The sequence below is a fragment of the Sorangium sp. So ce295 genome, from assembly GCF_051527405.1.
GTDB lineage: Bacteria > Myxococcota_A > Polyangia > Polyangiales > Polyangiaceae > Sorangium > Sorangium cellulosum_B.
The window spans coordinates 5,800,865-5,826,500 of record NZ_CP150324.1 but is presented as its reverse complement, the minus strand read 5'-3'; the positions used below and the strand labels follow the sequence as shown (position 1 = coordinate 5,826,500).

At 71.5% G+C, this 25,636-nt stretch carries 21 protein-coding genes and 1 tRNA gene; 15 read left to right on the top strand and 7 right to left on the bottom strand.

All coding sequences use genetic code 11. The features are described from left to right. Nucleotides 1-17 precede the first annotated feature (17 nt). The 3 genes from WMF11_RS22040 to WMF11_RS22030 all read left to right on the top strand — a co-directional run bounded on the left by WMF11_RS22040 (nucleotide 18) and on the right by WMF11_RS22030 (nucleotide 3,838). Nucleotides 18-1,352, top strand: coding sequence for a hypothetical protein (locus tag WMF11_RS22040; protein ID WP_437978795.1), 1,335 nt, complete (start codon nucleotides 18-20; stop codon nucleotides 1,350-1,352). Between the two features lie 430 nt (nucleotides 1,353-1,782). Continuing rightward, nucleotides 1,783-3,273 carry a pre-peptidase C-terminal domain-containing protein gene (locus WMF11_RS22035; RefSeq protein ID WP_437978794.1) on the top strand — a complete coding sequence of 497 codons (1,491 nt, stop codon included), beginning with the start codon at nucleotides 1,783-1,785 and terminating at the stop codon, nucleotides 3,271-3,273. Between the two features lie 292 nt (nucleotides 3,274-3,565). Further along, on the top strand, nucleotides 3,566-3,838 hold the full coding sequence (locus tag WMF11_RS22030) for a hypothetical protein (protein WP_012236596.1): 273 nt from the start codon (nucleotides 3,566-3,568) through the stop codon (nucleotides 3,836-3,838). A gap of 86 nt (nucleotides 3,839-3,924) precedes the next feature. On the opposite strand, the gene WMF11_RS22025 is transcribed toward WMF11_RS22030, so the two are convergent. Further along, nucleotides 3,925-4,563, bottom strand: coding sequence for a response regulator (locus WMF11_RS22025; RefSeq protein WP_437554539.1), 639 nt, complete (start codon nucleotides 4,561-4,563; stop codon nucleotides 3,925-3,927). Between the two features lie 360 nt (nucleotides 4,564-4,923). On the opposite strand from WMF11_RS22025, the gene WMF11_RS22020 reads away from it, so the two are divergent. Beyond that, nucleotides 4,924-5,850 (top strand): lysophospholipid acyltransferase family protein, encoded by a 927-nt coding sequence (locus tag WMF11_RS22020; protein WP_437978793.1) that lies wholly within the window; start codon nucleotides 4,924-4,926, stop codon nucleotides 5,848-5,850. 164 nt (nucleotides 5,851-6,014) lie between these two features. Here the strand turns inward: WMF11_RS22020 and WMF11_RS22015 are convergent, their stop codons facing one another. From WMF11_RS22015 to WMF11_RS22005, 3 genes are all read right to left on the bottom strand, one after another. Next, nucleotides 6,015-6,752 (bottom strand): ABC transporter ATP-binding protein, encoded by a 738-nt coding sequence (locus WMF11_RS22015; RefSeq protein ID WP_437554535.1) that lies wholly within the window; start codon nucleotides 6,750-6,752, stop codon nucleotides 6,015-6,017. Between the two features lie 76 nt (nucleotides 6,753-6,828). Next, complete coding sequence (locus tag WMF11_RS22010; protein WP_437554533.1) at nucleotides 6,829-8,424, bottom strand: hypothetical protein; 1,596 nt, start codon at nucleotides 8,422-8,424, stop codon at nucleotides 6,829-6,831. Between the two features lie 244 nt (nucleotides 8,425-8,668). Further along, nucleotides 8,669-9,922, bottom strand: a complete 1,254-nt coding sequence (locus WMF11_RS22005) for an alpha/beta fold hydrolase (RefSeq protein ID WP_437978792.1) — start codon at nucleotides 9,920-9,922, stop codon at nucleotides 8,669-8,671. Between the two features lie 551 nt (nucleotides 9,923-10,473). Here WMF11_RS22005 and WMF11_RS22000 point away from each other — a divergent pair. The 6 genes from WMF11_RS22000 (at nucleotide 10,474) to WMF11_RS21975 (ending at nucleotide 16,731) form a co-directional block, all read left to right on the top strand. Next, nucleotides 10,474-10,701 (top strand): hypothetical protein, encoded by a 228-nt coding sequence (locus WMF11_RS22000; protein WP_437554529.1) that lies wholly within the window; start codon nucleotides 10,474-10,476, stop codon nucleotides 10,699-10,701. 208 nt (nucleotides 10,702-10,909) lie between these two features. Further along, complete coding sequence (locus WMF11_RS21995) at nucleotides 10,910-12,670, top strand: serine/threonine protein kinase (RefSeq protein ID WP_437910467.1); 1,761 nt, start codon at nucleotides 10,910-10,912, stop codon at nucleotides 12,668-12,670. Beyond that, complete coding sequence (locus WMF11_RS21990) at nucleotides 12,663-13,277, top strand: hypothetical protein (RefSeq protein ID WP_437978791.1); 615 nt, start codon at nucleotides 12,663-12,665, stop codon at nucleotides 13,275-13,277. Before WMF11_RS21995 ends, WMF11_RS21990 begins: the two co-directional genes overlap by 8 nt. A 107-nt stretch (nucleotides 13,278-13,384) precedes the next feature. Continuing rightward, nucleotides 13,385-14,746, top strand: coding sequence for a glutamine synthetase family protein (locus WMF11_RS21985; protein WP_437978790.1), 1,362 nt, complete (start codon nucleotides 13,385-13,387; stop codon nucleotides 14,744-14,746). After that, nucleotides 14,743-15,897, top strand: a complete 1,155-nt coding sequence (locus tag WMF11_RS21980) for an iron-containing alcohol dehydrogenase (protein ID WP_437978789.1) — start codon at nucleotides 14,743-14,745, stop codon at nucleotides 15,895-15,897. Before WMF11_RS21985 ends, WMF11_RS21980 begins: the two co-directional genes overlap by 4 nt. Nucleotides 15,898-16,092: 195 nt before the next feature. After that, nucleotides 16,093-16,731 carry a sterol desaturase family protein gene (locus tag WMF11_RS21975; RefSeq protein ID WP_437978788.1) on the top strand — a complete coding sequence of 213 codons (639 nt, stop codon included), beginning with the start codon at nucleotides 16,093-16,095 and terminating at the stop codon, nucleotides 16,729-16,731. A gap of 252 nt (nucleotides 16,732-16,983) precedes the next feature. Here the strand turns inward: WMF11_RS21975 and WMF11_RS21970 are convergent, their stop codons facing one another. Further along, a complete protein-coding gene (locus WMF11_RS21970; protein ID WP_437910463.1) occupies nucleotides 16,984-17,304 on the bottom strand; it encodes a hypothetical protein in 321 nt (106 codons plus the stop codon). A 290-nt stretch (nucleotides 17,305-17,594) separates the two neighbouring features. Between WMF11_RS21970 and WMF11_RS21965 the strand changes: the two genes are divergently transcribed. The 5 genes from WMF11_RS21965 to WMF11_RS21945 all read left to right on the top strand — a co-directional run bounded on the left by WMF11_RS21965 (nucleotide 17,595) and on the right by WMF11_RS21945 (nucleotide 22,849). Next, the gene (locus WMF11_RS21965) at nucleotides 17,595-18,137 is read left to right on the top strand and encodes a hypothetical protein (RefSeq protein WP_437978787.1); all 543 of its coding nucleotides are present in this window, start codon (nucleotides 17,595-17,597) and stop codon (nucleotides 18,135-18,137) included. Between the two features lie 166 nt (nucleotides 18,138-18,303). Then, a tRNA-Gly gene (locus WMF11_RS21960) sits at nucleotides 18,304-18,376 on the top strand. Nucleotides 18,377-18,681: 305 nt separating this feature from the next. Further along, nucleotides 18,682-20,130 carry a flippase gene (locus WMF11_RS21955; protein WP_437910462.1) on the top strand — a complete coding sequence of 483 codons (1,449 nt, stop codon included), beginning with the start codon at nucleotides 18,682-18,684 and terminating at the stop codon, nucleotides 20,128-20,130. Between the two features lie 386 nt (nucleotides 20,131-20,516). Then, entirely contained in the window at nucleotides 20,517-21,893 is a 1,377-nt protein-coding gene (locus tag WMF11_RS21950; RefSeq protein ID WP_437978786.1) for a serine/threonine-protein kinase, read from the top strand. Between the two features lie 233 nt (nucleotides 21,894-22,126). Continuing rightward, nucleotides 22,127-22,849, top strand: a complete 723-nt coding sequence (locus tag WMF11_RS21945) for a hypothetical protein (protein ID WP_437978785.1) — start codon at nucleotides 22,127-22,129, stop codon at nucleotides 22,847-22,849. On the opposite strand, the gene WMF11_RS21940 is transcribed toward WMF11_RS21945, so the two are convergent. Both WMF11_RS21940 and WMF11_RS21935 read right to left on the bottom strand, forming a co-directional pair. After that, nucleotides 22,810-23,073 (bottom strand): GlsB/YeaQ/YmgE family stress response membrane protein, encoded by a 264-nt coding sequence (locus WMF11_RS21940; RefSeq protein WP_437538714.1) that lies wholly within the window; start codon nucleotides 23,071-23,073, stop codon nucleotides 22,810-22,812. The genes WMF11_RS21945 and WMF11_RS21940 overlap by 40 nt on opposite strands. A 489-nt stretch (nucleotides 23,074-23,562) precedes the next feature. Beyond that, nucleotides 23,563-25,407: a protein kinase domain-containing protein gene (locus WMF11_RS21935; RefSeq protein WP_437978784.1), complete on the bottom strand. Its 1,845-nt coding sequence runs from the start codon at nucleotides 25,405-25,407 to the stop codon at nucleotides 23,563-23,565. Between the last annotated feature and the right edge of the window lie 229 nt (nucleotides 25,408-25,636).

The following is a 25,636-nucleotide window of genomic DNA, read 5'->3' as shown; positions in this document are numbered from 1 at the left end:
CATTGCAGGAGATTCACATGGCGCTTGCGATCCAGGGGGCTCGTCTCGATGGGGGCCAGCTCTGCTCACCGAACATGACATCATGGCCGCGCCGCGCGCGCGGCCGCGCTCCGGGCTACGCGCGTGGCGCGGGCCTGGTCGCGCTCTCGCTGGCGCTCCTCGCGGGCTGCGGCGGCACCAGCGGCGCGGCGCCCGCGGAGAGCCCTGAGCCGGGCCCCGCGCCCGCGGCGAAGGAGCCTTTCGACATCGAGGAGGCGCTCGCCCGCGAGACAGGCGAGCTGCCCGCCCGGGAGCTCCGCGCCGCGGACTGGTCGGCGCGCGCGTTCGGGGCAGGGGAGGCGAAGATCGAGCCGAAGGAGAAGCTCGTCGCGATCTCCATCCCCCTCGGCACGGACACCCATGTCGAGTGCTTCGTTTACAACACGATGCTCGACTCGGGCGAGGTGATAAGGAACTTCATCGAGCTGCTCGACCCTGCGAAGGTGGAGGTCGCTCGCGTCGTTCCCTGGGAGGTGAGCGTGCACCGGGAGAGCCCCGCGGTGTTCGTGCAGGCCCTCTACCTCGTCCCGACCGCCGGCGGGAAGGCGGCCGGCCTGCTCAAGATCGCGCTGCACGCGGACAGGGCGCGCCCCATCGCCTGCCTGCATGACGAGGTCGGGTATGTCCGCACGTTCGAGCGGCTCGCCAAGGGGCTCTTCGACTCGTTCGAGTCGAAGAGCGCCGCGCCGAAGCCCGAGTACACGGACACCGTCATCCTGCGCCTCGACAAGGTCCCTGTCGGCTTCGAGACGAGCGATCTGCTCAAGGACGAGGGCGGCCAGCGGCGATGGTTCTCCCGCTCGGCCACCTTCCTGCCGCGTGACCCCAAATCTCTGCACATCGAGGATGAGGCGTCGAACGTGCTCATCGATCCTCAGGGGCAGATCAAGGAAGGCGTCTGGATCGAGACGTCGGGAGGCAAGGCGAACCACCGTATCGAGCTGTCCCAGAAGAAGAACTTCGAATACGAGTACTCGGGAGAGGTCGAGGGCAAGAAGGTCCAAGGGACGTTCACGCCGGCGGCCAAGGCGTGGCTCGCCTCGCCCGTCGCCACCGCCTCGGCGCTCGCCCGGCTCCTCAAGAAGAAAGGCTCCTTCGACCTGAAGCAGCAGGAGTACATGCCCAGCGTCGATCCGACGAAGCCCGTCGACGTCCAGTACCTCCGCGACGCCTCGGGCGCCGTCACCGTCTCTCTGAAGACGATGCGCCTCGTGGGCAGCCTCGCTCCGGACGGCCGTCCGGAAGCGTTCGAGATCTCCGCCGGTCCTCCCAAGCTGACGATCCAGCGAGCCTACGTCAGGGGCAAGCTGTAAGATCGCCCGCGGATGCGCTCCCGGGCCTGTCCGGGAGCGCCAAGGCGCTCGCCGACGGCCATGCGCGGCGGGCCTTGCCGGTCGGACACCATCGAGCGCAATCGCCAGCCGGCGCCGTCGGGGGGATTTTTGTGGAATTGGAAAATTTCCGTACCAACAAAACGCTGTCGGTTGCGCTGGATGGCTGCAGCGCTTGAGTATCGTCGTCATTTTTATTGATTCATGACGATTTGGTGATCCTGCCTCGCTCGGATCAGGTTATATAACCTCCCGGTCGGCCGAACGACTCTTCGCTGGAACAAAGAATCATTTTTTCGAGCGGAAGGAGCTCTCAATGCGCTCTGTGAGATCGCGTAGATCGCGTGTCTGCGGCTCGGCCAGCTTCAAGCTTGGCGTAATGACCGCGGGTGTATTCGCGCTTACGGCCTGCGTGTCGGATCTCGAGGATGAGCCGGTCGAGGACGTCGGCAGTAGCCAGGAAAGCTTCGAGGCGTTCGAGAGGGCCGCGTTCCGCGAGCCTGGCTCTGGTGTTTACATTGTCGATGGGGACACGCCCGTCGCCGACATCAAGCATCTCCAGGAGTTCTGGGAGACGTACGTACGAGATGGCGCTCTCAGCGTGCAACGCAGCGGCGGCAGCGATGTCGTCTGGTCGGCGGTCCAGAAGAAGAGCATCACCTACTGCGTGAGCACGACCTTCGGCGCGCGCCATGCCGCCGTCGTGGCGGCCATGGCTGCCGCCACGGCATCCTGGGAGAGCGCCGCGGATGTCGATTACATCTACCAGAGCGCTCAGGACGCGACCTGCACTGCGGGCAACAGCAACGTCGTCTTCGACGTGAGGCCGACGAACTCCGGCGGCCAGTACATCGCGCGGGCGTTCTTCCCCAACGATACGCGATCGGTGCGGAACGTGCTGATCGACTTCAACGAGCTCCAGGTCTCTGGCGTCGCGCTCGAGGCAGCCCTGCGGCACGAGCTTGGCCACACGCTCGGCTTTCGGCACGAGCACACGCGCCCCGAGGCGGGGGTCTGCTTCGAGGACAACGCGTGGCGCGCGCTGACCACCTATGACTCGGATTCCGTCATGCACTATCCCCAGTGCAACGGCACCGGCGACTGGAACTTTGTGCTGACCGCAAGAGACATCCAGGGCGCCCAGGCGCTCTACGGCCCGCCTGGCGGCGCCGGTGGCGCCGGCGGCAGCGGCGGAAGCGGCGGCGCTGGTGGCGGCAGCGGCGGTAGCGGCGGCGCTGGTGGCGGCAGCGGCGGCAGCGGCGGCAGCACGACGGTGACCGAGAACTTCACCAGCAGCGTCAACGCAGGTGCATTCGTGGACATCGGATCGAGCGCCGGTTTCGCTGTCACGCCGGGGACGGGCCTCAAGGTGGTGATGACCGGCACCGGCGATCCCGACCTCTACGTGAAGTTCGGATCGGCGCCGACGACGGCCTCGCACAACTGCCGCCCGTACCTCTCCGGGGCATCCGAGACGTGCACGTTGACCGTGCCGACAGGGCAAACCAAGGCGTACGTCAAGGTCAGAGGGTACACCGCGGCCACCTGCAACGTGGCGGTGACCTATACCCGACCGAGCGGCACCAGCAGCGGCGGCGGTGCGGCCACGTCGGCCACCTTCAACGGCAGCGTCGCGGCGGGCGCATCGGCGGCGCACGGGCCCCTCTCGGTGGTTCCTGGCACGAGCCTCCGGCTTGTGATGACCGGCACCGGCGACCCTGATCTCTATGTGAGGTTCGGCGCGGCGCCGACCCTGACCTCGTACGACTGCCGTCCGTATCTGGACGGCGCCGCTGAGACCTGCAATCTGACGGTCCCGGCGGGGCAGACGCAGGCCTTCCTCTCGGTGAACGGCTTCGCGGCCAGCACATATCAGCTGAGCGCGACCTACACGGCTCCTTAGAGCGGAGCCCCGCTGGCGCGCCGAGCCATCCGAGGGCATGGATTGGCCGAAGGGTCGCCCAACCGGGTGTGCCCGCACCCATCGAGGGCGTCATTTCGGCGTGACGCGACGCGCCTCTGCTGGCGGCGACCTGGACACCACCGCTGACGAGCCCTCGATACGGGGAGGTGGGTATCAGGCGCAGGATGAGCAGAGTACGGAGAGCCCATCGTCCAATCTGCGAGCGACATCTCGCACAAAAATCGTCGCCGAAAACTGGGCACCTCAAGGGAACCCTTCCTAGGGTGCTCTCATGGACAAGAAAATTTTAGCCGCAACTCTCCTGCAGGCTCTGGCCATGGCGCAACGCGAAGGACGCTCCGAGACACTCGACTCGCTGGTCGAGAAGCTGCGCGTTCGCCGCCGGGATATCCGCGGCACGCTGACCCTGCTCCACCGCCAGGGCATGCTGGACGTGCTCCACATGCGACTCACGCTCTCCGGGTTCGCCATCGGCTCGGCGCTCATCGGAAAGACGCTGCCGGCGCTCCGGGCAGCTCCGCGGGCTTCCACCGCGGCGGCGTGAGCCAGCGCCGCGCTGCACGCCGCGCGCGGTGACGGCGGCGCGCGAGCTCCCGGCGCTCGCCGGGCGCTCCCGCGCGACGGCGCCGCCTAGGCCTCGACGAGGCCGGCTCGCACGGCGAGGCGGGTCAGGTCGGCCACGCTGTGCGTCGCCACCTTCGCGCAGAGGCGCGCCCGGTGCGTCTCGACCGTCTTCACGCTGATCGAGAGCTGGGCGGCGACCTCCTTGGCCGAGAGGCCCATCGCGAGCAGCCGCAGCACCTGCCGCTCCCGGTCGCTCAGCGCGGCCACCATGTCGCCCCTGGCGGCGGCGTCGCGCCGCTGGAGCGCGCGCACCATCGCGGCGCTCACGTCCGGCGATACCGCCGTGCGCCCCCGGACGACGGTGCGCAGCGCCTCCACGAGATCGGCGAGCCGGCTCTGCTTCGAGAGATATCCATCGGCGCCGGCCCGCATCGCCTCGGCTACCCGGAACTCGTCGCGGTGCATCGAGAGCACGATGACGCGGAGCTCCGCGACGCCCTTGAGCTCCCGGATGAGGTCGACGCCGCTGCGGTCAGCGAGGCCGAGCTCGATCACCGCCACCTGACAGCGGTGGATCTCCTGCGCTCGGAGCGCCTCCTGCCCGCTTCCAGCCTGAACGACCTCGCTCACCCCCGGCTGCGACGTCAGCGCGTACGCCAGCGCTTCCCGGACGACGTTCTGGTCATCGACGAGCAGGATATTCATGTCGAAGGCCCCCCTTATCAAAGGGCCTTGTAACAGACTACTTTGAGCTCCATGAACCTGTTTTATCGGTAAGGATTCGCCTGGCGACGGCGATTCGGTTCCTGTGATGCTGGACTGGGCTCCTCGCAGAGCGCCTTGGACGAGCGCAGGAGAGAAATCGGCGTCGGGCCGATGGCCCTGGAACGTCGTTTCATCCGAGCGGGGCGTTGTGCCTCGGTGGGGGCGCATGCGCTCCAGCAGCTCGCAGCCCGCAGCCCGCGCGTCTCGTGACGAGCCCTCGGCAGGCTCGCGAAGGCGGCGCGGGGCCCGCGCCCGATGCCTCTCCCTCGGCCGTTATGTTTGCGGTAGATAGGCTGCCGCATGCCTCGCCCGCGCGGAGCGCTCTTCTCCGGTCTACGCCATGACTCGGCCTTCTGGCGCCGCGCCCTCGCCGCGGGCGTCAGGCGCGGGCCGGAGCCCTTGGTGCGCCATAGCCCGCCGGTCTTCGGCGTGCTCTTCGCGGCCGCGCTCCCCGAGCTGCGCCGGCGCGTCGAGCAGAACCTCCGCCGCGTCCGCGGGCCGCGGTCGCGCCTCGTCGACCTGCTCGACAGCAGCGCGGTGTTCGCCGCCTACGGATGCTGCATCGCCGAGGCGCTGCTGCTCGCGAGCGATCGCGGGTACACGGTGGCGCGGCGCTCCCGGGGCGTCGAGCACTACCACGCGTGCGCTGCAGCGGGCCGGGGGGTCATCATCGTCACCGCGCACACCGGGGGCTGGGACATCGCCGGCCAGATCCTCGGCGCGGTGCATCCGGCGGGCGTCATGCTGGCGATGCAGCGGGAACGGGACGCCGAGGCGCGCGCGATCCAGGATGCGGCCCGGCAGCGCGCTGGTGTCCAGGTGGTGCACATCGGCGATGGACCGCTGGACGCCCTGCCGCTCCTCAAGCACCTGCAGCGAGGCGGCGTGGTCGCGATGCAGATCGATCGCGCGCCGCCCGGGATGCGCAGCCGGGAGGTCACCTTCCTCGGCGGCCGCTGGCGGGCGCCCGAGGGGCCGATCGCGCTCGCCGCGATGAGCGGCGCGCCGATCTTGCCCGTGTTCACGCACCGCCTGGGCTTCCTGGACTACGAGGCGGTCGTGGCGCCGCCGATCCGGCTCGCCCGCCGGGCTACCGAGGAGGAGCGGGACGCGGCCGCGGCCGAGATGATGGGCGCCCTGGAGCGCTTCGTCCGGGCTCACCCGACACAGTGGTTCCACTTCACCGGCGGCGGCCCGGTCGCGCCGGCGGAGGACGGGACGGGTTGAGCTGAACAGCGGAGAAGACCGCAAGTGGGCCGATCAGCGCAAAGGCGGAGAGGCGGAGGCGAGCCGAAAGAACGCCAGAGACATCGAGAGAAGAGATTTCTCTCCGTGTCCTCTTGGCGTCTTTGTTTCTTGTCCCAGCGCGCCTTGCGCGGCGCGGCGCCGCTCTACAGCGGCCCTTCGGTCAGCCCGTGGACGAATTGCTTCACGCGCGGGTCGTCGCTCGCCTTCGCTTCTGCGGTGGTGCCGTCGAAGATGAGCCGCCCGCGGTAGAGCATCCCCACCCGGTCGGTGACCGTGAGCAGCCGGTCGAGATCGCTCGAGACCATCACCACGGTCGCGTTCATCGCCCTCTGCTCGGCGCGGAGCAGGTCGAAGATGCGCTGCGACGTGACCGGGTCGAGGCCGGCCGCGGGCTCGTCGTAGAGGACGATCTCGCCGCGCGCGATCGTGGCGCGGGCGACGCCGACGCGCTTCTTCTGGCCGCCGGACAGCCCCGCCGGCGTCCGTCCCTCGAAGCCCGCGAGAGACACCGCGCGGAGCCGCTCCGCGACCCGCTCCTCGATCTCGTCCTCGCTGAGATCGTAGAGCCGGCGCAGAGGGAACGCGATGTTCTCCCCGACGGTCATGTAGTCGAACAGCGCGTTGTTCTGGAACAGCATCCCGAACTTGAGACGGAACGTCTGGAGCTCGAGGTCGCTGAGCGCGTGGACGTCCTTCCCGTCGACGAGCACGCGCCCGCGATCCGGCCGCAGGAGCCCGGTGATCATCTTGAGCAGCACGCTCTTGCCCGAGGCGCCCGGCCCGATGAGCCCGTAGAGGCAGCCGGCAGGCACGTCGAGGTCGACGCCCCGGAGTACCGGCATGCCCCCGAAGCTCTTCGTCAGCTGCTCGATCTGGATCATCGGTCGCGTGGACACGGTCGCCGGGGAGGGGCGCGCCGGCCTCGTTGCTCGGCGGGGAGGGGCGCGCGGGCCTCCTTTACTTGAACGTCGTCCGGGCGACGTCGAGCCGCGGGTGGGACGGGAACGACATCCCGCGGATTTGCCCCGAGATGCACGAGGCGACGCTCGGGTTCGACGGGCTCGTCGTGACGGTGACCCCCACGGCGCGGCCGTTCTGCACCGCGGCGCAGACGTTCACCTCCATGCTCGAGGGCACGTTGCACGCATTCAGGTACGTGCCGCGGTTCAGCACGTTGCCGTAGGCGCCCGCCGTGAGGTCGGCCGGGCCGTTGTTGCCCATCTTGTACTCCTCGACATAGCGCGCCTGCGCCGCCTCACAGCTCAGGCCAGTGCCGAGCGTCGGGTAGCTGCCGCCGCCGCTCGGCCGCGCCCCGCCCCCGGCGCGCCCGGTCTTGCCGCTGCCGAGGCCGGCGTCGACCTCGATCGCGACGCGGTCGGTGGCGCCCTGCACCGCGAGCTCCTGCTCCTTGTGGCTGCGTTCGCGGTACCACCAGCCCGCGCCCGCGGCGAGGATGACGCCCATCAGGGCGAGACCGAGCAGCGCCTTGTACTGCGTGCCCTGCTTCTCGGCCGACACGACGGCGTCGAGCGCGCGCTTCTCCTGCACGATGTCCCGGTTCAGCTTCGCCTGCTCGGCGAACGGGGCGAACTCCTCCCAGTCCTGGATCGCGCGCTCCTCCGCGGAGAACGTGTCGCGCAGCACCTGATCGCCTGTGAAGGAGCCGGACGCGATCTGCTGGAGCAGCTCCACGGACGAGAACGGCCCATGGTCCATGCCGTCCTTGATGACGACGTACCGCGGCCGAGGATCGGACTCGAGCGCGGCCTTGAGATCCGCGAGCTTGCGGGTCGGATCGTTGCCGTGCAGGCGCTGCGGCTGGTTGATCGGGATGGCGACCGCGAACGGTCCGTCCCCGGAGACCGCCTGGATCCTCGGCACGGACGGCGCCGACGGGACGCGCGCTTCCTCCTGGTGCCCGGTCGGCGGCATCATCGAGAGGTTGACGTCGACCTCGAACTCGCCGTCGGCATCGAGGTGCGACGTGTCGGCGCTCGGGGGCATCGACGAGGCGCTCGGGACGATCTGGTAGAGCGCCTGCGCGAGGGCGGCGAGATCCGCCGGGCGGTGCTTCGGATCGGCCACGAGCGACTTGCCGAGCACCGTTTCCAGCGCGGGCGGCAGGTCCGGGATCACGTCCGCCGGACGCCGCATCCCGGGACCGACGCTGCTGTTCGTGAGCATCTCGTAGAGGATGGCCCCCACCGCGAAGACGCTCGCGCGCGCGTCGCCTTCGTTGCCCTTGCGCTCCTCGGGCGCCAGGCAGGCGCGGTCGCGCGGTAGCAGAGGAGGGGTGTGGGCGAGCTCCTCGATCAGCTGGATGGTGCCGTTCGCGCCGTGACCGAGGCACGAGGGGTGCACGAACATGGTCCGCCCCTGCGCGTGCAGCTCGTGCAGCTGGGTGCAGAGCGGCACGGCGAGGCCGATGGCCTCACGGATGTCGAAGCGGCGACCGGTCGCGCGGCGCGACTCCATCTCGGCGCGGAGCGTGCCGGCGGGGATGGACATGCCGGCCGGCAAGGGGGTGAGCAGGGGCTGGACCTGAGCGGACATCGGGGACGAACACTACGACAACACGCCGGGTCCGCTCAACGCCGCACCGCAACGTTGCAGTGTCGACGTGCGGCGAAGCCAGGTGCATACGTGGGACGAGCAGTGCGGGCGTGCGCTTGCGGCGTCAGCGTTCGTCAGCGCTCGTCAGCGCGTGTTTGCGTTGGCTTGCGTCCGCTGGTGTCGATCAGCGTCCGCGCGCGTCGGTCAGCGCGCGTTTGTGTTGGTCTACGTCCGGGTGCGTCGGTCAGCGCGTGCTGGTGCCGGTCTGCGTCCGGGGGCGCTGAGCGGCCTCGGCCGCGGCGGCGTCCGCGCCGAGCGCAAGGACGTGCCCTGCGAAGAAGCGGAGCAGGTCGGTCTCGCGCGACTTCGGCCAGCGGGCGTGGTTGATGGCGCCCTTCTTGGCGGAGCAGCGGTTCCGGAGCGCGCAGTGGGGCTCGTCCCTGCCGGCCTCGTCGAGGCGCAGGAACGAGGTGTGCGCGGAGAGCGCGTCGCGCGCGCGCAGCCATCGCTCGACCGACTCACACGGGAACGTGTCGTCGCACGCGCGGTAGACCGCCATCGCGGGCGGGGGAGGGCCGGGGCACGCCCACTCGGCGGGCGGCGCGTCGCTGCCGAAGGTGGCGAACGCCGCGACGCGGTCCGCGCGCATCATGGCGTACGTCGCCGCCATGTGGCCGCCGTAGGAGCCTCCGAGCGCGTAGACGCGCCGCCGGTCGACGAGCTTCTTCTCGAGCAGCTGGTCGACGAAGGCGTCGACGGTCGCGACGTCGACGTTGCCCTCGCCGGTGAACTCGACGTCGAACGGCGCGGTCGGCGTGTACATCTTCGTGCCGCGCTCGCGCTCGGCCTGGCTCGGCGTCTTGAAGGCGCGGCCCTGGGGCGCGAGGACGATGAAGCCCGCGTGGGCCGGGTCGCCGGTCAGGTTCCACGTGGCGCCGAGCTTGCGCAGGCCCGTCTCCTTGTCGACGCTCGTCGGGTTGTCGCCGTCGGCGTGGAAGAAGACGATGAGCGGCAGCGGCGCGCGCGTCTCCACGCCGCTCGGCGCGATCACGCAGGCGTAGCGGGGCGACCCCTCGGCGTCGCGCGTCTCCAGCACCTGGGCGCCGCGGCACGGCGGCCTGCCGAGCGTCTTGCGGAGCTCTCGCCCGGGGCGCCCCTGCTCGGCGACGCAGCTCCCTTCGCTGGGAAGCCTGGCCTCGGGCGGCTTCGTCGGCGGCGCCGCCGCGCTGGCCGGACCGGCCGCGCGGGCGCCTGCGTCCTGCCGGGCCGCCGAGGGCCGCGGCTGCCCGCCGTCGGCCACGGCTGCGCCGGCGTCCTGCTCGAAGACGCCGAGCAGGTCGCCGCCGTCGACCCCCGACGACGGCGTGGAGCACGCCGCCGCGATCCACGCCGCGGCGCCGGCGAGCGCGGCGGCGAGAAGGGCGCGGCCGCGCCGGAGGCCGGGAAGGTCCAGCGTCGAGGTTCGGTGCGGGCGGCGCCGGGGCTGGGGTTGAGGCACGCGCGCACTGTAGTACGTGCAGCTGTCGCGCTGAACCAGCCCGGCATGGCTCGACGGGTCGAACCGGGGCGCGAGCCGAGGTACACCGGACACCTCACGGCGCATCCCGCGGCTCAGCTGGGTTCGGCAGAGCCGCTTCCATCCCGAAGACCGGTGTCGCGGGCATCGAGCGCCTCATCGAGCTGGCCTCGCCACATCACCCGTGAAGCAGACGAGATCGATCGGTATCCCATCCTTCGCAAGATCATCGAGGTTCCTGGTTGTCTGGATACGGTCAGAAGGAGCAGGCCGCGGGCCGCAGCGGAGGCAGGAAGTGCCACTGAAGGCGATCGGAGCGAGTTGGAATACGGCGCGGTGACCCCGGGCGGCCATCGAAGTAAGATGTCTTACCTATCGAGCGCTGCCGGGAGGTGATCGGAGCGAGCTGGAGCGGCGAGTCGCCCCAGCCCTCCGGTGCGTCGGCTCCGTGCCCGCCGGGGACGAAAACGCGACGGCAGACGCCGCTGCCTTGCGGGGAGGCCCTTCATGGCTAGGCTGTCCGCGGCCCACCCATGACGCTCTTCGATATCCTCGTCGGCGCCGCGCTCGCGGCGGTCCTTGCTTTCCAGGTCTACGTCACCGTGCGCGTCTTCCGGAGCCGCGTCTACGAGCCCAAGCAGAAGGTCTGGCAGGCGCAGCTCGTCTGGCTCCTGCCGATCATCGGCGCCGGGCTCGTGTTCACGATCCTCCAAGAGGAGGACCGGGCCCACCGCGACGCCTCCTCGCACCTCCGGAGCTGAGCCGGCGCCTCCCGGCCGCGCGGCCGCCTTGCGGCCACGTGCGGTCACGCTGAACCGTCGACCTCGCTCCCTTCTCCGTCCTCTACGCCCATCTGGTCACCCCGGCCCCTCCCCAACGCGGGGGGACCGGCAGACCTGGGACGATCGAACAGGAAAATTAGGTTTCACCCTTCGGTCCAGCGGCCCCGTGCGCTATGGCTCAGGGAGCATGGCGGACGACGTCTTCGGCATCGTCGGGACCACGCAGGCGGGTAATTTCCACGTCGAGCAGGTGGTCGCGGAGGGAGGATTCGGCGTGGTGTACCGCGCGCTCCACGCCGGCTTTCGTGCGCCTGTCGCCTTGAAATGCCTGAAGGTGTCCGAGGCGAAGACGCCGCGCGAGCGGCAGCTCTTCCTCGAGAAGTTCCGCGAGGAGGCCCAGCTGCTCTTCCGGCTCTCGGCCTCGATCCCGGAGGTCGTCCGCCCGCTCCACGTCGACGTGCTGCACCTGAAGCGAGGGGAGTTCGTCCCCTTCCTGGCCCTCGAGTGGCTGGAGGGCGAGTCGCTCGACAAGGTCATCGATCGACGGAGGCTCAAGGGAGAGCCGCCCATCCCGCTCCACAGGCTGATGAAGATGATGCGCCCCATCGCGCAGGCGATCGCGCGCGCGCACCGCTTCCCGAGCCCGAACGGCACGGTGTCGATCATCCACCGCGACCTCAAGCCCGAGAACATCTTCATCACGACGCAGGAGGGGACGGAGCGGCTGAAGATCCTCGACTACGGCATCGCGCAGGCGAAGACGCTGGCCGAGCAGGCGGTCGGACGGGTGACGAACGGCGACCCGCTGAACGCGTTCTCCCCGGCGTACGGCGCCCCGGAGCAGTGGGCGCCGAAGCGGTTCGGGCAGGCGGGAACTTGGACCGACGTCTGGGGTCTGGCGCTCACCATGGTCGAGGCGCTCGTAGGGCGGCAGGTGATCGACGGCGAGGCGCAGGCGATGATGGGGACGGCGCTCGACGTGAAGCGCCGGCCCACGCCCCGGGCCGAGGGCGCCAACATCCCGCCCGAGGTCGACGCGGTGTTCGAGCGCGCGCTCGCGGTGAGCCCGCGCGACCGCACGCGCGACATCGAGGCCTTCTGGACGGAGCTGGAGGCGGCGATGGGGCTCCCGGCCACCTTCGGGCGGACCTCCGCGCAGGACGACGCGTACTCCGTTCCGCCGCCTCCGTCGTCGTCGATGCGCGCGGCCCCGCAGGTCAAGCGCGCCGCGCACGTGTGGCTCGACACGCCCAGCGACGCCGGGTCGCTCGAGCTCGACCTCGACGTGGCCCCGGCCTCGATGCGCTCGCCGAGGGGAGGGCGCCGCGAAGGTCCCGCGAGCAGCGTGCGCCCGCCGCCGCCCTCGGATTCGGCCGGGCTCGAGATGGACCTCCCCGAGGCGCCGCAGAGCGCGCGGGGCAGAGGCATGGGCGTGATCGTCCCGGAGAGCATGCCGACGAGCGCGCGAGGCCGCGCCGGCTTCGCGGAGTCGACGCCCGTGGGCGCGCTCCCGCGCGGCGGCGGCATGGAGAGCGCCCCGCCGAGCATGCTCGCGCGCGGGGGCGGGATGATCGAGAGCACGCCGCCGCTCGAGATGGCGCTCAGCGTCGCGCCGCGCACGACGTCGGTCGCGCCGGCCGCGGTGCGCGCGCTGTCGGACATGCCGTCGAGCAGGTACCGGCCGACGGCGCGTCCGCCGGCGGACGTGCGGCCGCGCCCGCCGGACCCGAAGCCGCTCGGCGGGCCGACGCTCCTCCAGCAGCTCGGGCTGCCCGTGGCCTGCATCGTGTTCGCGTGCGTGGTCACGGTGGCCGACCTCATCATGAAGCAATCGGGCGAGGCGCTGAGCTTCGGCCCGGTGCGCTCGTTCTGGGTCGCCGGCGTGCTGCTCCTGTTCGGCGTCGGGCTGTTCTTCTGGCGCATGCTCGGAGATGCTGGAGATGCCTGATCTGACGCACGGGAGCGCCGCCGCGGGCGAGCGCGCCGATCAGAGCGTGTCGGCCCGCTTCACGCGGCTGATGAACGCGTCGACCTCGCGGTGGGGCGTGCTCACCGATCCCCCGCTCGTGGCGCTCGCCTCCGGCGTGTTCCTGCTCGTCTTCCTCGGGGCGCTCGGCCGCGACGCGGGCCCCGAGGTCGCGCGCGCGCTCGGGGTCCTCGTGTTCGCGCCGATCTCGGTCGCGCTCGCCGTCAGCGTGGCGCTGCGCGGCGCGCGTCGCGCCGTCGTCGCGTGGCTCGCGCGCCAGCCGTTCCCGGTGGAGAACCTGAACGCCGTGCTGAACGGCCTGGGCGAGGCGCTGGAGGTCACCTTCGTCGGCGCGGCGCCGGAGGCGGCGGAGCTCAACGTCGAGCTCGACAAGGTGCACCCGGACGCGTTCGTGACGGGGGGCGTCGAGGACGCGCGCACGCTGGACATCCGCATCGGCGTCGTCGACTCGAAGCGCAATCCGGCCGCGACGAACCACCAGCGCTACGCGCGCGTCCGCGAGCTCGTCGAGCGCGTGCTCGTGCCGCTCGCGGAGCGCTATCCGATCCAGGTCGTCCGGGTGAAGTGAGCGCGCGCCGGACGCGCGCATCCAGACGGCGGGGCGCCCTGCGGTCGTCGCGCGCCTCGCGCGGGCGCTTGCCATGTCGCCCCGTTCCCCTGCTATCGTCGCGGCCCATGACCGCCTCGACCTCCGAGAAGCTCCTCTCCGATCTGGAAGCGCGGGGCATCACCCGCGCCAAGATCGGCGGCTTTGACATCGACGGCATCCTGCGCGGGAAGTACGTCTCCATCGAGAAGCTGAAGAGCGCGCTCAAGAGCGGCTTCGGCTTCTGCGACGTCATCTTCGGCTGGGACATCGCCGACGTCCTCTACGACAACGCCAAGGTGACCGGCTGGCACACCGGCTACCCGGACGCGCACGCCGTCCTGGATCCGAGCACGCTGCGCGACATCCCGTGGGAGCCGGGGACCGTCGCGATGCTCGCCGACTTCCGCGACGAGCGCGGCGGCCCGCACCCCGCGTGCCCGCGCTCGCTCCTCCGGAGCGTCATCGCGAAGGGCGAGCGGATGGGGTTCTCGGCGAAGTTCTCGTGCGAGTTCGAGTTCTTCCTCTTCGAGGAGACGCCGCGCTCGCTGCACGAGAAGCGGTTCGCCGGCCTGACGCCGCTCAGCCCCGGCATGTTCGGCTACTCGTGGGTCCGCGAGGGGCAGAACAAGAAGCTCATGGCCGCCATCCTCGATCAGATGCAGGCCTTCGACGTCGAGATCGAGGGCCTGCACACCGAGACCGGCCCGGGCGTGTACGAGGCGGCGATCCGCTACGACGACGTGCTCCGCGCCGCGGACAAGGCCGCGCTCTTCAAGGTCGCCATGAAGCAGATCGCCCACGAGCACGGCCTGTCGGTCACGTTCATGGCGAAGTGGAACGCCGATCTCCCCGGATCGAGCGGCCACCTGCACCAGAGCCTCTGGAAGGATGGCCGCAACGTCTTCGAGGACGCGTCGTCGCCCGATCGGATCCCGGCGGCGCTGCGCCACTACGTCGGCGGCCAGATCGCCCTGATGCCGGAGCTCACGGCGATCTACTCGCCGACGATCAACGCCTACAAGCGGTACGTGCCCGGCGTCTGGGCCCCGCTCACCGCCAGCTGGGGCGTCGAGAACCGCACGGCCGCGATCCGCCTCATCGGCCTCGGCACGCCCGGCGCGCGCGTCGAGTACCGGCAGACGGCGGCGGACATCAACCCGTACACCGCCATGGCCGCGTGCCTCGGCGCGGGGCTCCACGGCATCGAGAACGGCGTCGAGCCGCCGGCGCAGGCCGCCGGGGACGCGTCGTCCGCCGAGTCCTCGCGCCTGTCGCTGCCCCGTACGCTCGCCGACGCGACCCGGATGCTCGCGGGCAGCAAGATGGCCCGCGAGATCCTCGGGGAGAGGTTCGTCGAACACTATGTCCTGACGCGCGACTGGGAGGTGCGGCAGTACGAGCGCGCGGTCACGGATTGGGAGCTGAAGCGTTACTTCGAGGCGGTGTGATCATGAGCCAGTTCACGGTTTGGAGCTTTCCCACACGCATCCTCTTCGGCGCCGGCGTCGTCGAGCAGACAGGCGCCGAGGCGCGCCGGCTCGGCGCGGCGAGGGCGCTCGTCGTCACGGACAAGGGCGTCGTCCGCTCGGGGCTGCTCGAGCCCGTCGCCGCGTCGCTGCGGAAGGAGGGCCTCGAGGTGGCCGTCTTCGACGACGTGCTCGGCAACCCCATCGAGAAGAACGTGCACGACGGCGTCGCCGCGTTCCGCGCGGCCCGCGCCGATCTCGTCGTCGCCCTCGGGGGCGGCTCGCCGCTCGACGTCGGCAAGCTCGTGCGGCTCGGCGTGAACCATGATCGGCCGCTCGTCGACTACGACGACGCCACGGGCGGCGACCGCTTCATCACGCCCAACGTCCCGCCGATGCTCGCGATCCCCACGACGGCCGGGACCGGCAGCGAGGTCGGCCGCTCGGGCGTCGTGACGCTCGACGTGAACCACCGGAAGACGGTGATCTTCTCGCCGCACCTGCTCGCGAACGCCGCGCTGCTCGATCCGGTGATGACGCGGTCGATGCCGGCCTTCCTCACGGCGGCGACGGGCTTCGACGCGCTCACCCACTGCATCGAGGCGTACGTCGCGAAGGGCGATCACCCGATGGCCGACGGCATCGCGCTCGAGGGGATCCGCCTCGCCGCCGCGCACCTCTCGCGGGCGGTCACGAACGGCGACGATCTCGAGGCGCGGGGCGGCATGATGAAGGCGGCGATGATGGGCGCGGTCGCGTTCCAGAAGGGGCTCGGCGCGTGCCACTCGCTCGCGCACCCGCTCTCGAGCGAGTGCGGCCTGCACCACGGCCTCGCGAACGCCCTCTGCCTCCCGCCGGTCGTCGAGTTCAACGTCGCCGCGGCCGCGCCGCGCCTCGCGCGCGTCGCGGCCCTGCTCGGCGCGCCCGAGGACGCCGCCGCGTGCGCCGACGCGATCCGCGCCTTGCGCGCCCGGATCGGGCTCGCGGCCGGCCTCGAGAAGGCAGGCGTTCCGCGCGACAAGCTCGACGCGCTGGCCGACCTCGCCGCCCAAGACGCGTGCCACACGAGCAACCCGCGCCCCTGCTCGCGCGACGATCTCCGCCATCTCTACGAGGCGTCCTTCGCGAGCTGATCGCGCGCCTGCCCCGGGCCGGGCGCGGCTCGCGGCGGACGCCGGGTTGACGCGCACGCGTCGCCGCCGCGGAAAGATCGCGCCGGCGAGCGCCTGCCGTGACGGGATCATGGTCATTTCCCGGTGTCCAGCGGGCCGTTGGGCGCCGGCCTACCGCTGGCCGACAATGGATAAATGCGGTACCAGGGGTGCACGATGACCGTCACCTCCACCGAGCGCACCGCGCGTCCAGCGACATGCCAAATGTTCGAGACGCCGCTCATCGAGCGGTTTTCGCGGATCCATCCGATCACACCGTTCGTCTTCTGGCTGCCGGTCTACGGCTATCTGGGCCTGCGCGCCGCCCGGCATGGTGTCGGCCTCCTGACCGGGCTCGGGCTCGTGCTGGTCGGCCTGTTTCTATGGACGTTCGCCGAGTATGTCCTGCACCGATACGTGTTTCACTACGTCGGGCCGCGCCTATGGCAGCGCCGGATGCATTTCGTTCTCCACGGGGTGCACCATGATTTCCCGCAAGATGCGGACCGGCTGGTGATGCCGCTCGGCGCGAGCATCCCCCTCGGCATCGTGTTCTACACGCTGTTTCGCGTCGTCTGTGGCCCTGTTCCGGCGGATCCGCTGTTCATCGGCTTCGGCCTCGGATACCTGGCATACGACGGTACGCACTATGCCATTCATCACTTCCGGATGAGCTCGCGCTGGGGGAAGTGGATCAAGCGTCATCACATGGTCCATCACCACACGGGAGAAAATGCCCGGTGGGGCGTGTCGTCGCCGCTCTGGGACTGGGTCTTCGGCACAATGGGCACGTCGCAGGCGGGAAAAGGCAGCTGAGCGGGACAGCGGCGCGCTCCGGAGCGCGCCGGCGCTGATCGTCGACAGGGTGGGAATGGGCCCGGAGCGCGGCGGGTTGAGGGGCCATGAAGCGGTCGCGCCCGGACGCTGGTGCTTGCGCGGGAGATGCTGCGCAGCAGCGCCGCGCGGGGCCGCGCGGCCGCGATCGCACGGCGCCTGCCCAGGCTCAGGCGCGCGGCGGATGGATCTGCTCGACGCGCGGACCGAGGAGGTCGCGGCGCGTCGCGGGCCTCACGGCGAGGAGGCGGTGCCGGGAGGAACGAGCCCTGCCGCAGGCGAGGCGCTCGCCGCAGGCAGCCGCCTCATGGCGCCCGCATCGAAGGTGCGGAGCGTGTTGCGCCCGCAGTAGGGGCACAACCACGCCACGTCGAACCGGTCGAGGTGAGCGTTGATGCTGTGCGCCGGCGCGAGCTCCTTGTCGGCTTCACCGGCGGCCGACCGGCCGCGGGGACTCCGGGTGGCCCACCCGGCGGTGACGTGCCGGTGCTCGTCCAGGGTGGCTGACAGGCTTGCCTGGCACTCGCAAGGAGTGGAGATGAGAAACCGACTCATGCGTGACCGTCCTTCGTAGATGTTTCCGTAGACCTTGCTGGCATGCCGCATCGCGGCGTGCTTGCGGGCGCCGCGGCTGCGAACCGCGAACGAGACGCGGCGAACGAGAACCGAGACGAACGAGAACCGAGACGAACGAGAACCGAGACGAACGAGAACCGAGACGAACGAGAACCGAGAACCGGCGACGAGGAAAGAAGCGCGCCCTCATATAAAGGTTGATCAGTTTGAGCTCAAGGGGTGTTAGTCTGGGGCACGGTTGCCCTGATGTAGCTGAGGAAGGGGAGTCCATGACCGTTCGACGTGCACCTCGTGAGCGCGAGACGCCGCCCTCGGGCAGGTTGCAGGTCGTCGAGGCCCGCCGGCCTGGGCCGCGCTCGGTGCGCGGCTTCAGGATCCTGCTTGCGCACGACGCCCGCGCCGCGACCTGCGACGCGCTCGCCCGCGCGATCGAGGGTGCGCTGACGAACGTCGAGATCGTGGACGCTTCGTCGATCGACGACGCCCTGCTCGCGTCGGCGACCGAACGGTTCGACGCATGCCTCGTCTGCCTGGATCTTCCGCCGGCCCCGCTCGGCGGCGCGCGCCTCGCGAGCGAGCTCGTGGACAGCAACCACCCGGTCGTGCTCGTCACGCGGAGCCTGCGCTGGCTGCCGCCGGACAGGCCCGTCCTGCACCAGCTGCCCTGGATCCCGCCGGACGCGGGCACGATCGAGATCTCCAGCGCGATCGCGGCGGCGACCAGCGACTGCGACAGCGCCATCCGCGTGCGCTCGCCGCTGCCGGGCGAGACGCGCGGCGCGCCGGCGCTCCGCGCGCGCGCGCGCCGGTAGCTGCGCGGCTGGGCCGGGCGCGGCGTGGAGAGGGCGCCGAGCCCCGCCTCCGGTCGAACCGGGCGAAGACGTTGAAAACGCGAAGACGTGAAGACGTCGGGATCGAAAACGAAATGAAGGGGTTGCGAAGCGGCCCCGGATTCGGTAGAAGCTTCCTCCACCTCGCGCGGGACTAGCTCAGTTGGTAGAGCATCAGCTTCCCAAGCTGAGGGTCGCGGGTTCGAATCCCGTGTCCCGCTCCGAGGATCGCCGACCCCCTTTTGCGCTGGCGATCCTCCTGCACCTCGGGTGCTTCGAGGTTGAAGGACGTCTCGCGTTGGAGCGCCGTTTCAAACGGCACTTCGTGAGCGAACGGCCTATCGGACGGCGCTTCGTGCCGAGCTCGGGCGACGGCGCTCGCTGAGCGAGCGCCTACGCTCGCGCCGCCGGGCAGCGCTCGCTGCGCGAGACGGACGCGCTCTGGGGGCGCACGACGCTCCAATCGAGGCCGGTCCCGCTGCGCGGACAGCGGCGCCCGACAGCATGGGGACACCGGGAGGTGTTCATGAAGGATGGCCGGCGCATCGCGCTGAACGCGGCGCTGATGCTCCTGAAGCAGGCGATCATGGCCGTCCTTGGCGTCGTGTTCGTCGGCTATCTCGCGCGGAAGGTGGGGGTCGCCGCCTGGGGGGAGTTCCAGGCGTCGCTCGCGATCGCGGGGATCGTGACGATCGCCGCCGGCGTCGGGGTGAGGGGATACCTGGCCCGGGAGGTCGCCGTGAAGCCCGAGCTCGGGCCGCGTCACCTCGGCGCAGCGCTCGCCATCCGGGGCGTGACCGGGACGGTGGTGCTCGGCGCGACCGTGGCCGTCGTGCTGGCGACGCGCTCGGGGCTCGGCGCGCAGCTCATCGTGCTCGCCGCGGCTTCCCAGCTGGCGACGCTGCTCTACTCGACCATGTGGCTCTCGTTCGAGGCCCACGAGCGGTTCCAGTACATCCTGTACGCGGAGCTCGGCGCGCGGCTGTTCGTCATCGCGCTCTCGGCGGCCTTGCTCGCGCTCGGCTTCGGCGTCGTCGCAGCGGCCGTGGCGTTCCTGCTCGGCAACGTGCTGGAGCTCGCCATCACCTCGCATTATCTCCGCGCCCGCCTCTACCGGCCCGAGCTCACGACGCCGCCCGCCGAGCTCTGGCAGATCGCGAAGCGCAGCCTGCCGATCGGCGCGCTCGGGGCGCTCTCGAGCGCGCTGCTCCAGATCGACCGCGTCATGCTCCGCGCCCTCTGCGACGAGCAAGCCGTCGGGGTCTACAGCGCCGCCTTGGTGCTGAGCGAGAACTTCAGGATGCTCCCCGACGTCCTGCTCGGCGCCGCCTTCGCGGCGGGCATGCGCCTCTACGCCCAGGATCGCGACGCGTTCGGGCGCCTCTACGGCGGTTGCATGCTCGTCGCCGCGCTCTTCGGGCTGCCCGTCGCCGCCGGCATCTTCCTGCTCGCGCCAGACGTCATCCAGCTCGTCTACGGAGGGGCGGGCGACTACGCCCCGGCGGCCGACGTCCTCCGGATCCTCGCGTGCGGCGTCCCCGTGACGTTCGCGTTCCAGGTCGTGACGCTGCCGCTGCTCGCGGCGAAGCGCGAGGTCGCGATGGTGAAGCTGCTCGCGCTGGCGCTCGTCGCCGACGTCGCGCTGAACCTGCTCCTCCTGCCGCGCTACCGCGCCATGGGCGCCGCGTGCGCGACGCTGGCCGTGAGCGCCGGCGCGCTGATCGCGTCGTGGGGGATCTCCGCGCGCTGGGCCCACGTCGTGGAGCTCGGCCGCATCCTCGCGGTCCTCGCCGCGACGGCGGTCATGGTCACCGCGGCCTACGTCGCGCGCGTCCTCGCCGGCATGTGGGCGTCGATCGCGGTGGGCGTCGCTGTCTACGCCGTCCTCCTCCTCGCGTTGCGCGTCGTCTCCTTCCGCGAGCTGCGCGCGCTGCTCGCGCGCCGCGTCCGCGCCTCACCCGCCACCGCGGCTTGACCTGCGTTCCATCGCGGGCGGGCCCGACGCTGCGCGCTCTTCTGCGCCGCTGTGTGGAACGCGGGGCCATCGAGTTTTCCGCATTTTCCGCCGGGAGCAGCGCTCGCCGTGGCTCTCCAAGGCTGCCGACATGCGCTCTCATCCGGCGGGATCGACGCAGAACCGCGCGATGCCCATGGCTCGGAGGTGACGCTGCCGCGGCACTTTCCGTGGCATGCAGCGTGAATAGCGAAGGCGCGATGTGGCGGCGCGGGCAAGTCCGGGGGCTGGCCGGGGTGGGGCGACTCCGGCAGTGGATGGCGCGGCGGCCGTCCTCGCTTCGTGCGTTCGGGATGCCGGCGCGAAGCGAGGGGGGCGCGGCAGGGCTGCCGTGGAGATATCGAGAGATGGACCTGCCCATGGGCGACGGCGGCTATGCGTTGCTCGCGCGCCTGTCGGCAGGCGGCATGGCGGAGCTGTTCCTCGCGTGCCGGCGCGGGTCGGCAGGTATCGCCCACCCCGTCGTCGTGAAGCGTCTTCGCCCCGAGGCGAGGCGAGATCCGTCGATCGTGCGGATGTTCCTCTGGGAGGCCTGGATCAGCGCCCGGCTCCAGCACCCCAACGTGATCCGGTTCCACGACTTCGTCGTTCACGAAGGACGCCATCACCTCGTGATCGAGTACGTCCCGGGCTGCGATCTGGCCGCCGCCGCGCGCTCTCTCTTCGCGGAGGGGCGGCCGTTCCCGCTCGAGGCGGCCATCGAGATCGGCCTGGGCGTGCTGCGGGCGCTCGGGCACGCGCACGGGCTCCGCGACGACGGCGGGAAGCTCGTCGGCCTCGTGCACCGCGACGTGAGCCCGCAGAACGTGCTCCTCTCGCTCGAGGGTGAGATCAAGCTCATCGACTTCGGCGTCGCGCAGATGACGGCGATGAGCGGCATGGAGGAGGCCGGCCCATTCGGCTCCCCGTGCTCGTCCGACGACGCGGCCCCGTCGAGCGGCGGCGGCACGGTGAAGGGAAAGCTCGGCTATGTGGCGCCCGAGCAGCTGCGCGGGCAGAGGGTCGACGCGCGGGCCGATCTCTTCGCGGTCGGCGTGATCCTCTTCGAGCTGCTGACGGCGCGTCGCCTCTTCCACCGCAAGGACGACGGCGCGACGATGGGCGCGGTGCTCTCCGGCGAGGTGCCGGCGATCGCGCCGCTGCGCCCCGCGTGCCCGGCGCTGCTCGAGGAGGCGATCCGGCGCGCGCTCGCGCGCGATCCCGAGGGCCGCTTCGAGACCGCGGCGCAGATGGAAGAGGCGCTCGCCGAGGTGCTCGCCTCGCTGCGCCGAGCGCCGAGCGGCGGCGACGAGCCGAGCTCGAGCGAGCGCGGGCTGCTCGCGGGTCAGGAGATCGCCGCGCTCGTGCGCGAGGTCGCGAGCGGGCGCGATCGGCACCGGTCGCTGCTCGTGCGGGGCTGCCGGAGGTCCGTCGGGGCTCGCGGGCGCACGGGCGCGCGGCGGATCGCCGCGGGCCGCTCAGGGGACGATCGCGGCGAGGTGACGCCAACGCTGCGCGGGACAGACGCACGCCCCTCTGCGCCGGAAGGAGGGAGCGAGCGCAGCGAGGCCAGGAGCGCCGTCACGCCCCACTGGAGGGACGCGCGCCCGCTGCGGCGCGTTCGGCTCCTGCCCTGGCTCGTGATCGCGGCGGTGACCTTCGCCGCAGGGGCGCTCGCGGGCAGGGCGATCGGCGCCTTCGACGGCGGCGTTGCGCCGGCGAGCCGCGGCGCGCCCCGCGACTGACGAGCGATCCGACGCCGGCGCCGCGGCGCGGAGAGCCGCGAGACCTGGGAGATCTCCATTCGGCGCCCCGGTCGTGAGGCGTCGAACGCGAACGGCCGTTGGTGTTGGCGCGGATAGCGACGGGCTCGCTAGCCTTGTCCGGCCTGATGCCCGTCCGGAATCTCCTGAGTCGTTCCCTCCCGATCGCTGCGCTGGCTGTCCCGCTCCTCGCGAGCTTCACGAGCAGAAGCGCGGTGCCGTGCCCGGTCGCCGGTGCGCCGGCGGAGCCGACGGAGCTCGGCGCGGCCATCGAGCGGCAGCCGATCTGTGTCGGATCGACGGTCGCGAGCGCGGGCGAGCTCGGCGACGTCCTGTACTACCGCAGCTCGGTCGGAGAGCACGGCGAGGTCTCCGTCGGGTATTACGCGTTCTTCTCGGAGGAACGGCCGTGGGGCAACAACTGGCTGACCTGGACCGTGCTGCCCGCGCTCGCGGTGGACCTCGTCTACACGCACGCGCTGCTCTTCGCTCCGGGAGTCCAGCGCGCCGTCTACGGCAAGGGCGATGTCGAGGGGTTCAGGATCGTCTACAGCGTCGGCGAGGGGGGGCAGCTCACCGCCAAGCACGGCGCAGCGGACCGCGGTGATCACGGCGAGGTGCAGCTCGAGCGCTCGGATCTGCTCTCGATCGATCCCGAACGCCCTACCGTCTACTCGCGGTGGTGGAGCCACCAGCTCGGCGGGCGGGGCGCGGGGCCGGGCGATCTCGTCTATCACCGCTGCTTTGGCGCGGGCGCCATCCGGCCGCTGCCGCCGGAGGTCGCGCTCGATTTCCGTCTGGATCGCCGCGCCGCGCCGGCCCGCGTGGTGCCTGCCGCCGCGCTGCTCGGGCGGCGCTCTGCCTCGCGGCGGGGCGAGCCCGTCGAGGGCGGGAGCGATCAGGGCCTCGTCGCTCGCCGGCCGATCGTCGCGTTGTAGATGGCGAGGATGACGATGGCGCCCAGGATCGACGTGAAGAAGCCGCCGCTCGACTGATACGACGGATAGAGCCCCAGCGCCCTGCCGACGAAGCCGCCGAGTAAGGAGCCGGCCACGCCCAGCAGCGCTGTGACCACGAAGCCACCCGGGTCGCGGCCAGGGGTCAGCAGCTTGGCGATGACGCCGACGATGAGGCCAAACAGGATCCACAACAGCACGGACATGGTTCGCTCCTCTCGACACCGCGTGACGCCGAGGCCCGTCCTCCCGCGTCGACGTGGAGGCCAGCGTCCAGCGTTTCGTCCGGCTCAGCGTCTGCAGACGACGTGCCGCGCGCGGTGAGCTCCGTTCGCACCGCCATGAAGCGGAGACCCGGTGGCCAGCGTGAACTGCGTCGCCATCGGGCGCGCTGCGCTGGGCATCGGCTGTACATCGGCGCGCAGCGGCGCGCGCGAGATCGAGGTTCGCGGCGCGCTCGGCGCGCTCGGGGCGCGGGGTGAGCGCTTCGTTCGCACCGCGCGCGCCTCAGCCCTCGCCGTCGGTCTGCTTGTTGTCGTTCCTCGATCGCTCCGAGCTCGATCCGGGCGTCGCGTCGGCAGGCGCTGGCGCGTCGCCCGGGCCCGTTGGCCCGCCGTGTCCCGGTGCGCACCCGCGCCCGCAACGCGCGCACACGAGCAGCGCCGCGGACCCGGCGTGCGGCCCGGCTGGGGCGTTCACCGTGGCGGTCCCGCAGGGCAGGTGGGGTCCGGCTCCGGGGCGCGCACCGGCGATGCGCGCCCCTCGGCGGTCGGGGGCGCCTCGCCGCCGCGCTCTGGCGATGGCGAGGTGAGCGTGGCGAGCGCGGCGCTTGCAGCGTTGAAGAGCAGGCACAGCGATCCGCCGAGCACCGTGGCAGCGACGGTGCCGATCACGACCGGAGCGAGACGCCCGCGCCGACGTCGGCGCAGCGCGACCAGGCTCCGCGATCCGCTGGATCGGTGCGCTCGAAGCAAGAAGAGCGGCTCGAGCGTCGGAGTGCGCTGGGCGCTGGCCGGAGCGTGCGCGGGAGGCGACGCCTCGGCGGGCGGGGGTGCCGCGTGCACCGGCGGCGCGCCGTCCGGCGCCGGGGGCGAGGCCGCCTCGACGAGCGCGGCCGGGGGGCAAGGCGTGGAGCGATGGCCGACCCACGTTGGAGCGGGCGAGTCGTCTCGCCGCGTCGTCGGCGGAGAGCAGGGCCGATCGAGGTGCGCGCTCTCTGGCAGAGACGGCGAGCGATGGCCCACCCATGTCGAGGCTCCCGCGGAGCGCGCCGTGGCGGCGTCCTCCGCGGAGGACCTCCAGGGCGACGAGGACGCCGTCGCTTGGCGCGCGCCCTCCGACGGGCGCGGAGAGCGGCTGAGCGCGGCGTGCTCGTCGGCGGCGGAGCGCGCCCGGCGAAGCGCGATGTACCCGAGCGCCTCGCGCAGAGCGCGCGCGCTCTGCGGGCGATCGTCTGGATTTTTGCGCAGGCACTGGAGGATCAGCGCCTCGAGATCCGGATCGAACGCCGGACGGAGCGCGCTCGGTCGGGGCGGCGGGGACTCGACGTGCGCGGCGGCGAGCGCGACGGGCGTCGGGCGCTCGAAGGGGAGCCGCCCTGTCGCCATCTCGAAGAGCAGCACGCCGCACGCGTAGACGTCGCTCCGCGCATCGACACGCTGCCCTGCGGCTTGCTCCGGGCTCATGTAGGCGGGGGTTCCGATGACGAGCCTGCCGCCGTCCTCGTCGGGTACGGGGAGCAAGGGCGAGCCGCCGAACGCGCCGGACCGGTCGTCGTGGATCAGCTTTGCCGTCCCGAAGTCGAGGAGCTTCACCTGCTCGAACGGCGCCCCGTCGTCGTCGATGCGGGGCACAAGGCGGATGTTCTCGGGCTTGACGTCGCGGTGGATGACGCCCGCGTCGTGCGCGTGCTGCAGCGCGGAGCACAGCTGGCGCATGATCGAGACGATGCGCTCCGGGGGCAGGATCGGCGTGGCGTTCAGGAGGTCGATGAGGTCCTCGCCGTCGAGGTGCTCGGTGACCAGGTACCAGAGGCTGGGCGGGGCCGCCTCGTGGCCGCCGGAGGTCGCGCCGGGCGCGCCGTGTAGAGTCACCGGCTCGCAGCCGAAATCGAGGACGCGCACGATGTTCGGGTGATCGAGCCGGCTCGCCGCCAGCGCTTCGACGTGGAACCTCAGCACCGCGTCTCCGGCGCGGACGCCGCCGGAGCGCGACCTCTCGTCGGAGCGCGACCTCTCGCTCACGCCGCTCGATCCTCGGTGGCTGGCGCCCTCTCCGCGCGGCGACGCCGCGACGCGCGTCGTGCAGACGCGGTGGCTCGCTCTGCCGCCGGCGCGCGGCGCGGCGACGCGCTCGTGGATGACCTTCACCGCGCACGCGCGCCCGAGCCCGAGGTGCCGCGCGCGGTAGACGCGCCCCATCGCGCCGGCGCCGATCATCTGCTCGACGAGGTACCGCCCCCCGAGAAGGCGTCCCCTGAGGAATCGCTCCGAGGACGGGAGTCCCGCGTCGAGGGGCGCGGAGGCGCGGAGGCAATCCATGGCGCGTTCCACGCAGCAGAATGGGTGCCATCGCGCTGTGCGGACGGTTCACAGCGGCCGCGACACGGAGCGTCGGGCGCGGCCGCGCCGCGGGCGCCCTGCGCCGGCGCTCGCGGCGCGGCTCCGAGCGGACCGCGCGCCGCGCGCATTTCGCCCGGGAAAACCCCGCCTCCGCCCGGGCAGCGGCGCCGCGAGGGCTGATTTGTTCCGTTGTCGACGGCGTGTGATA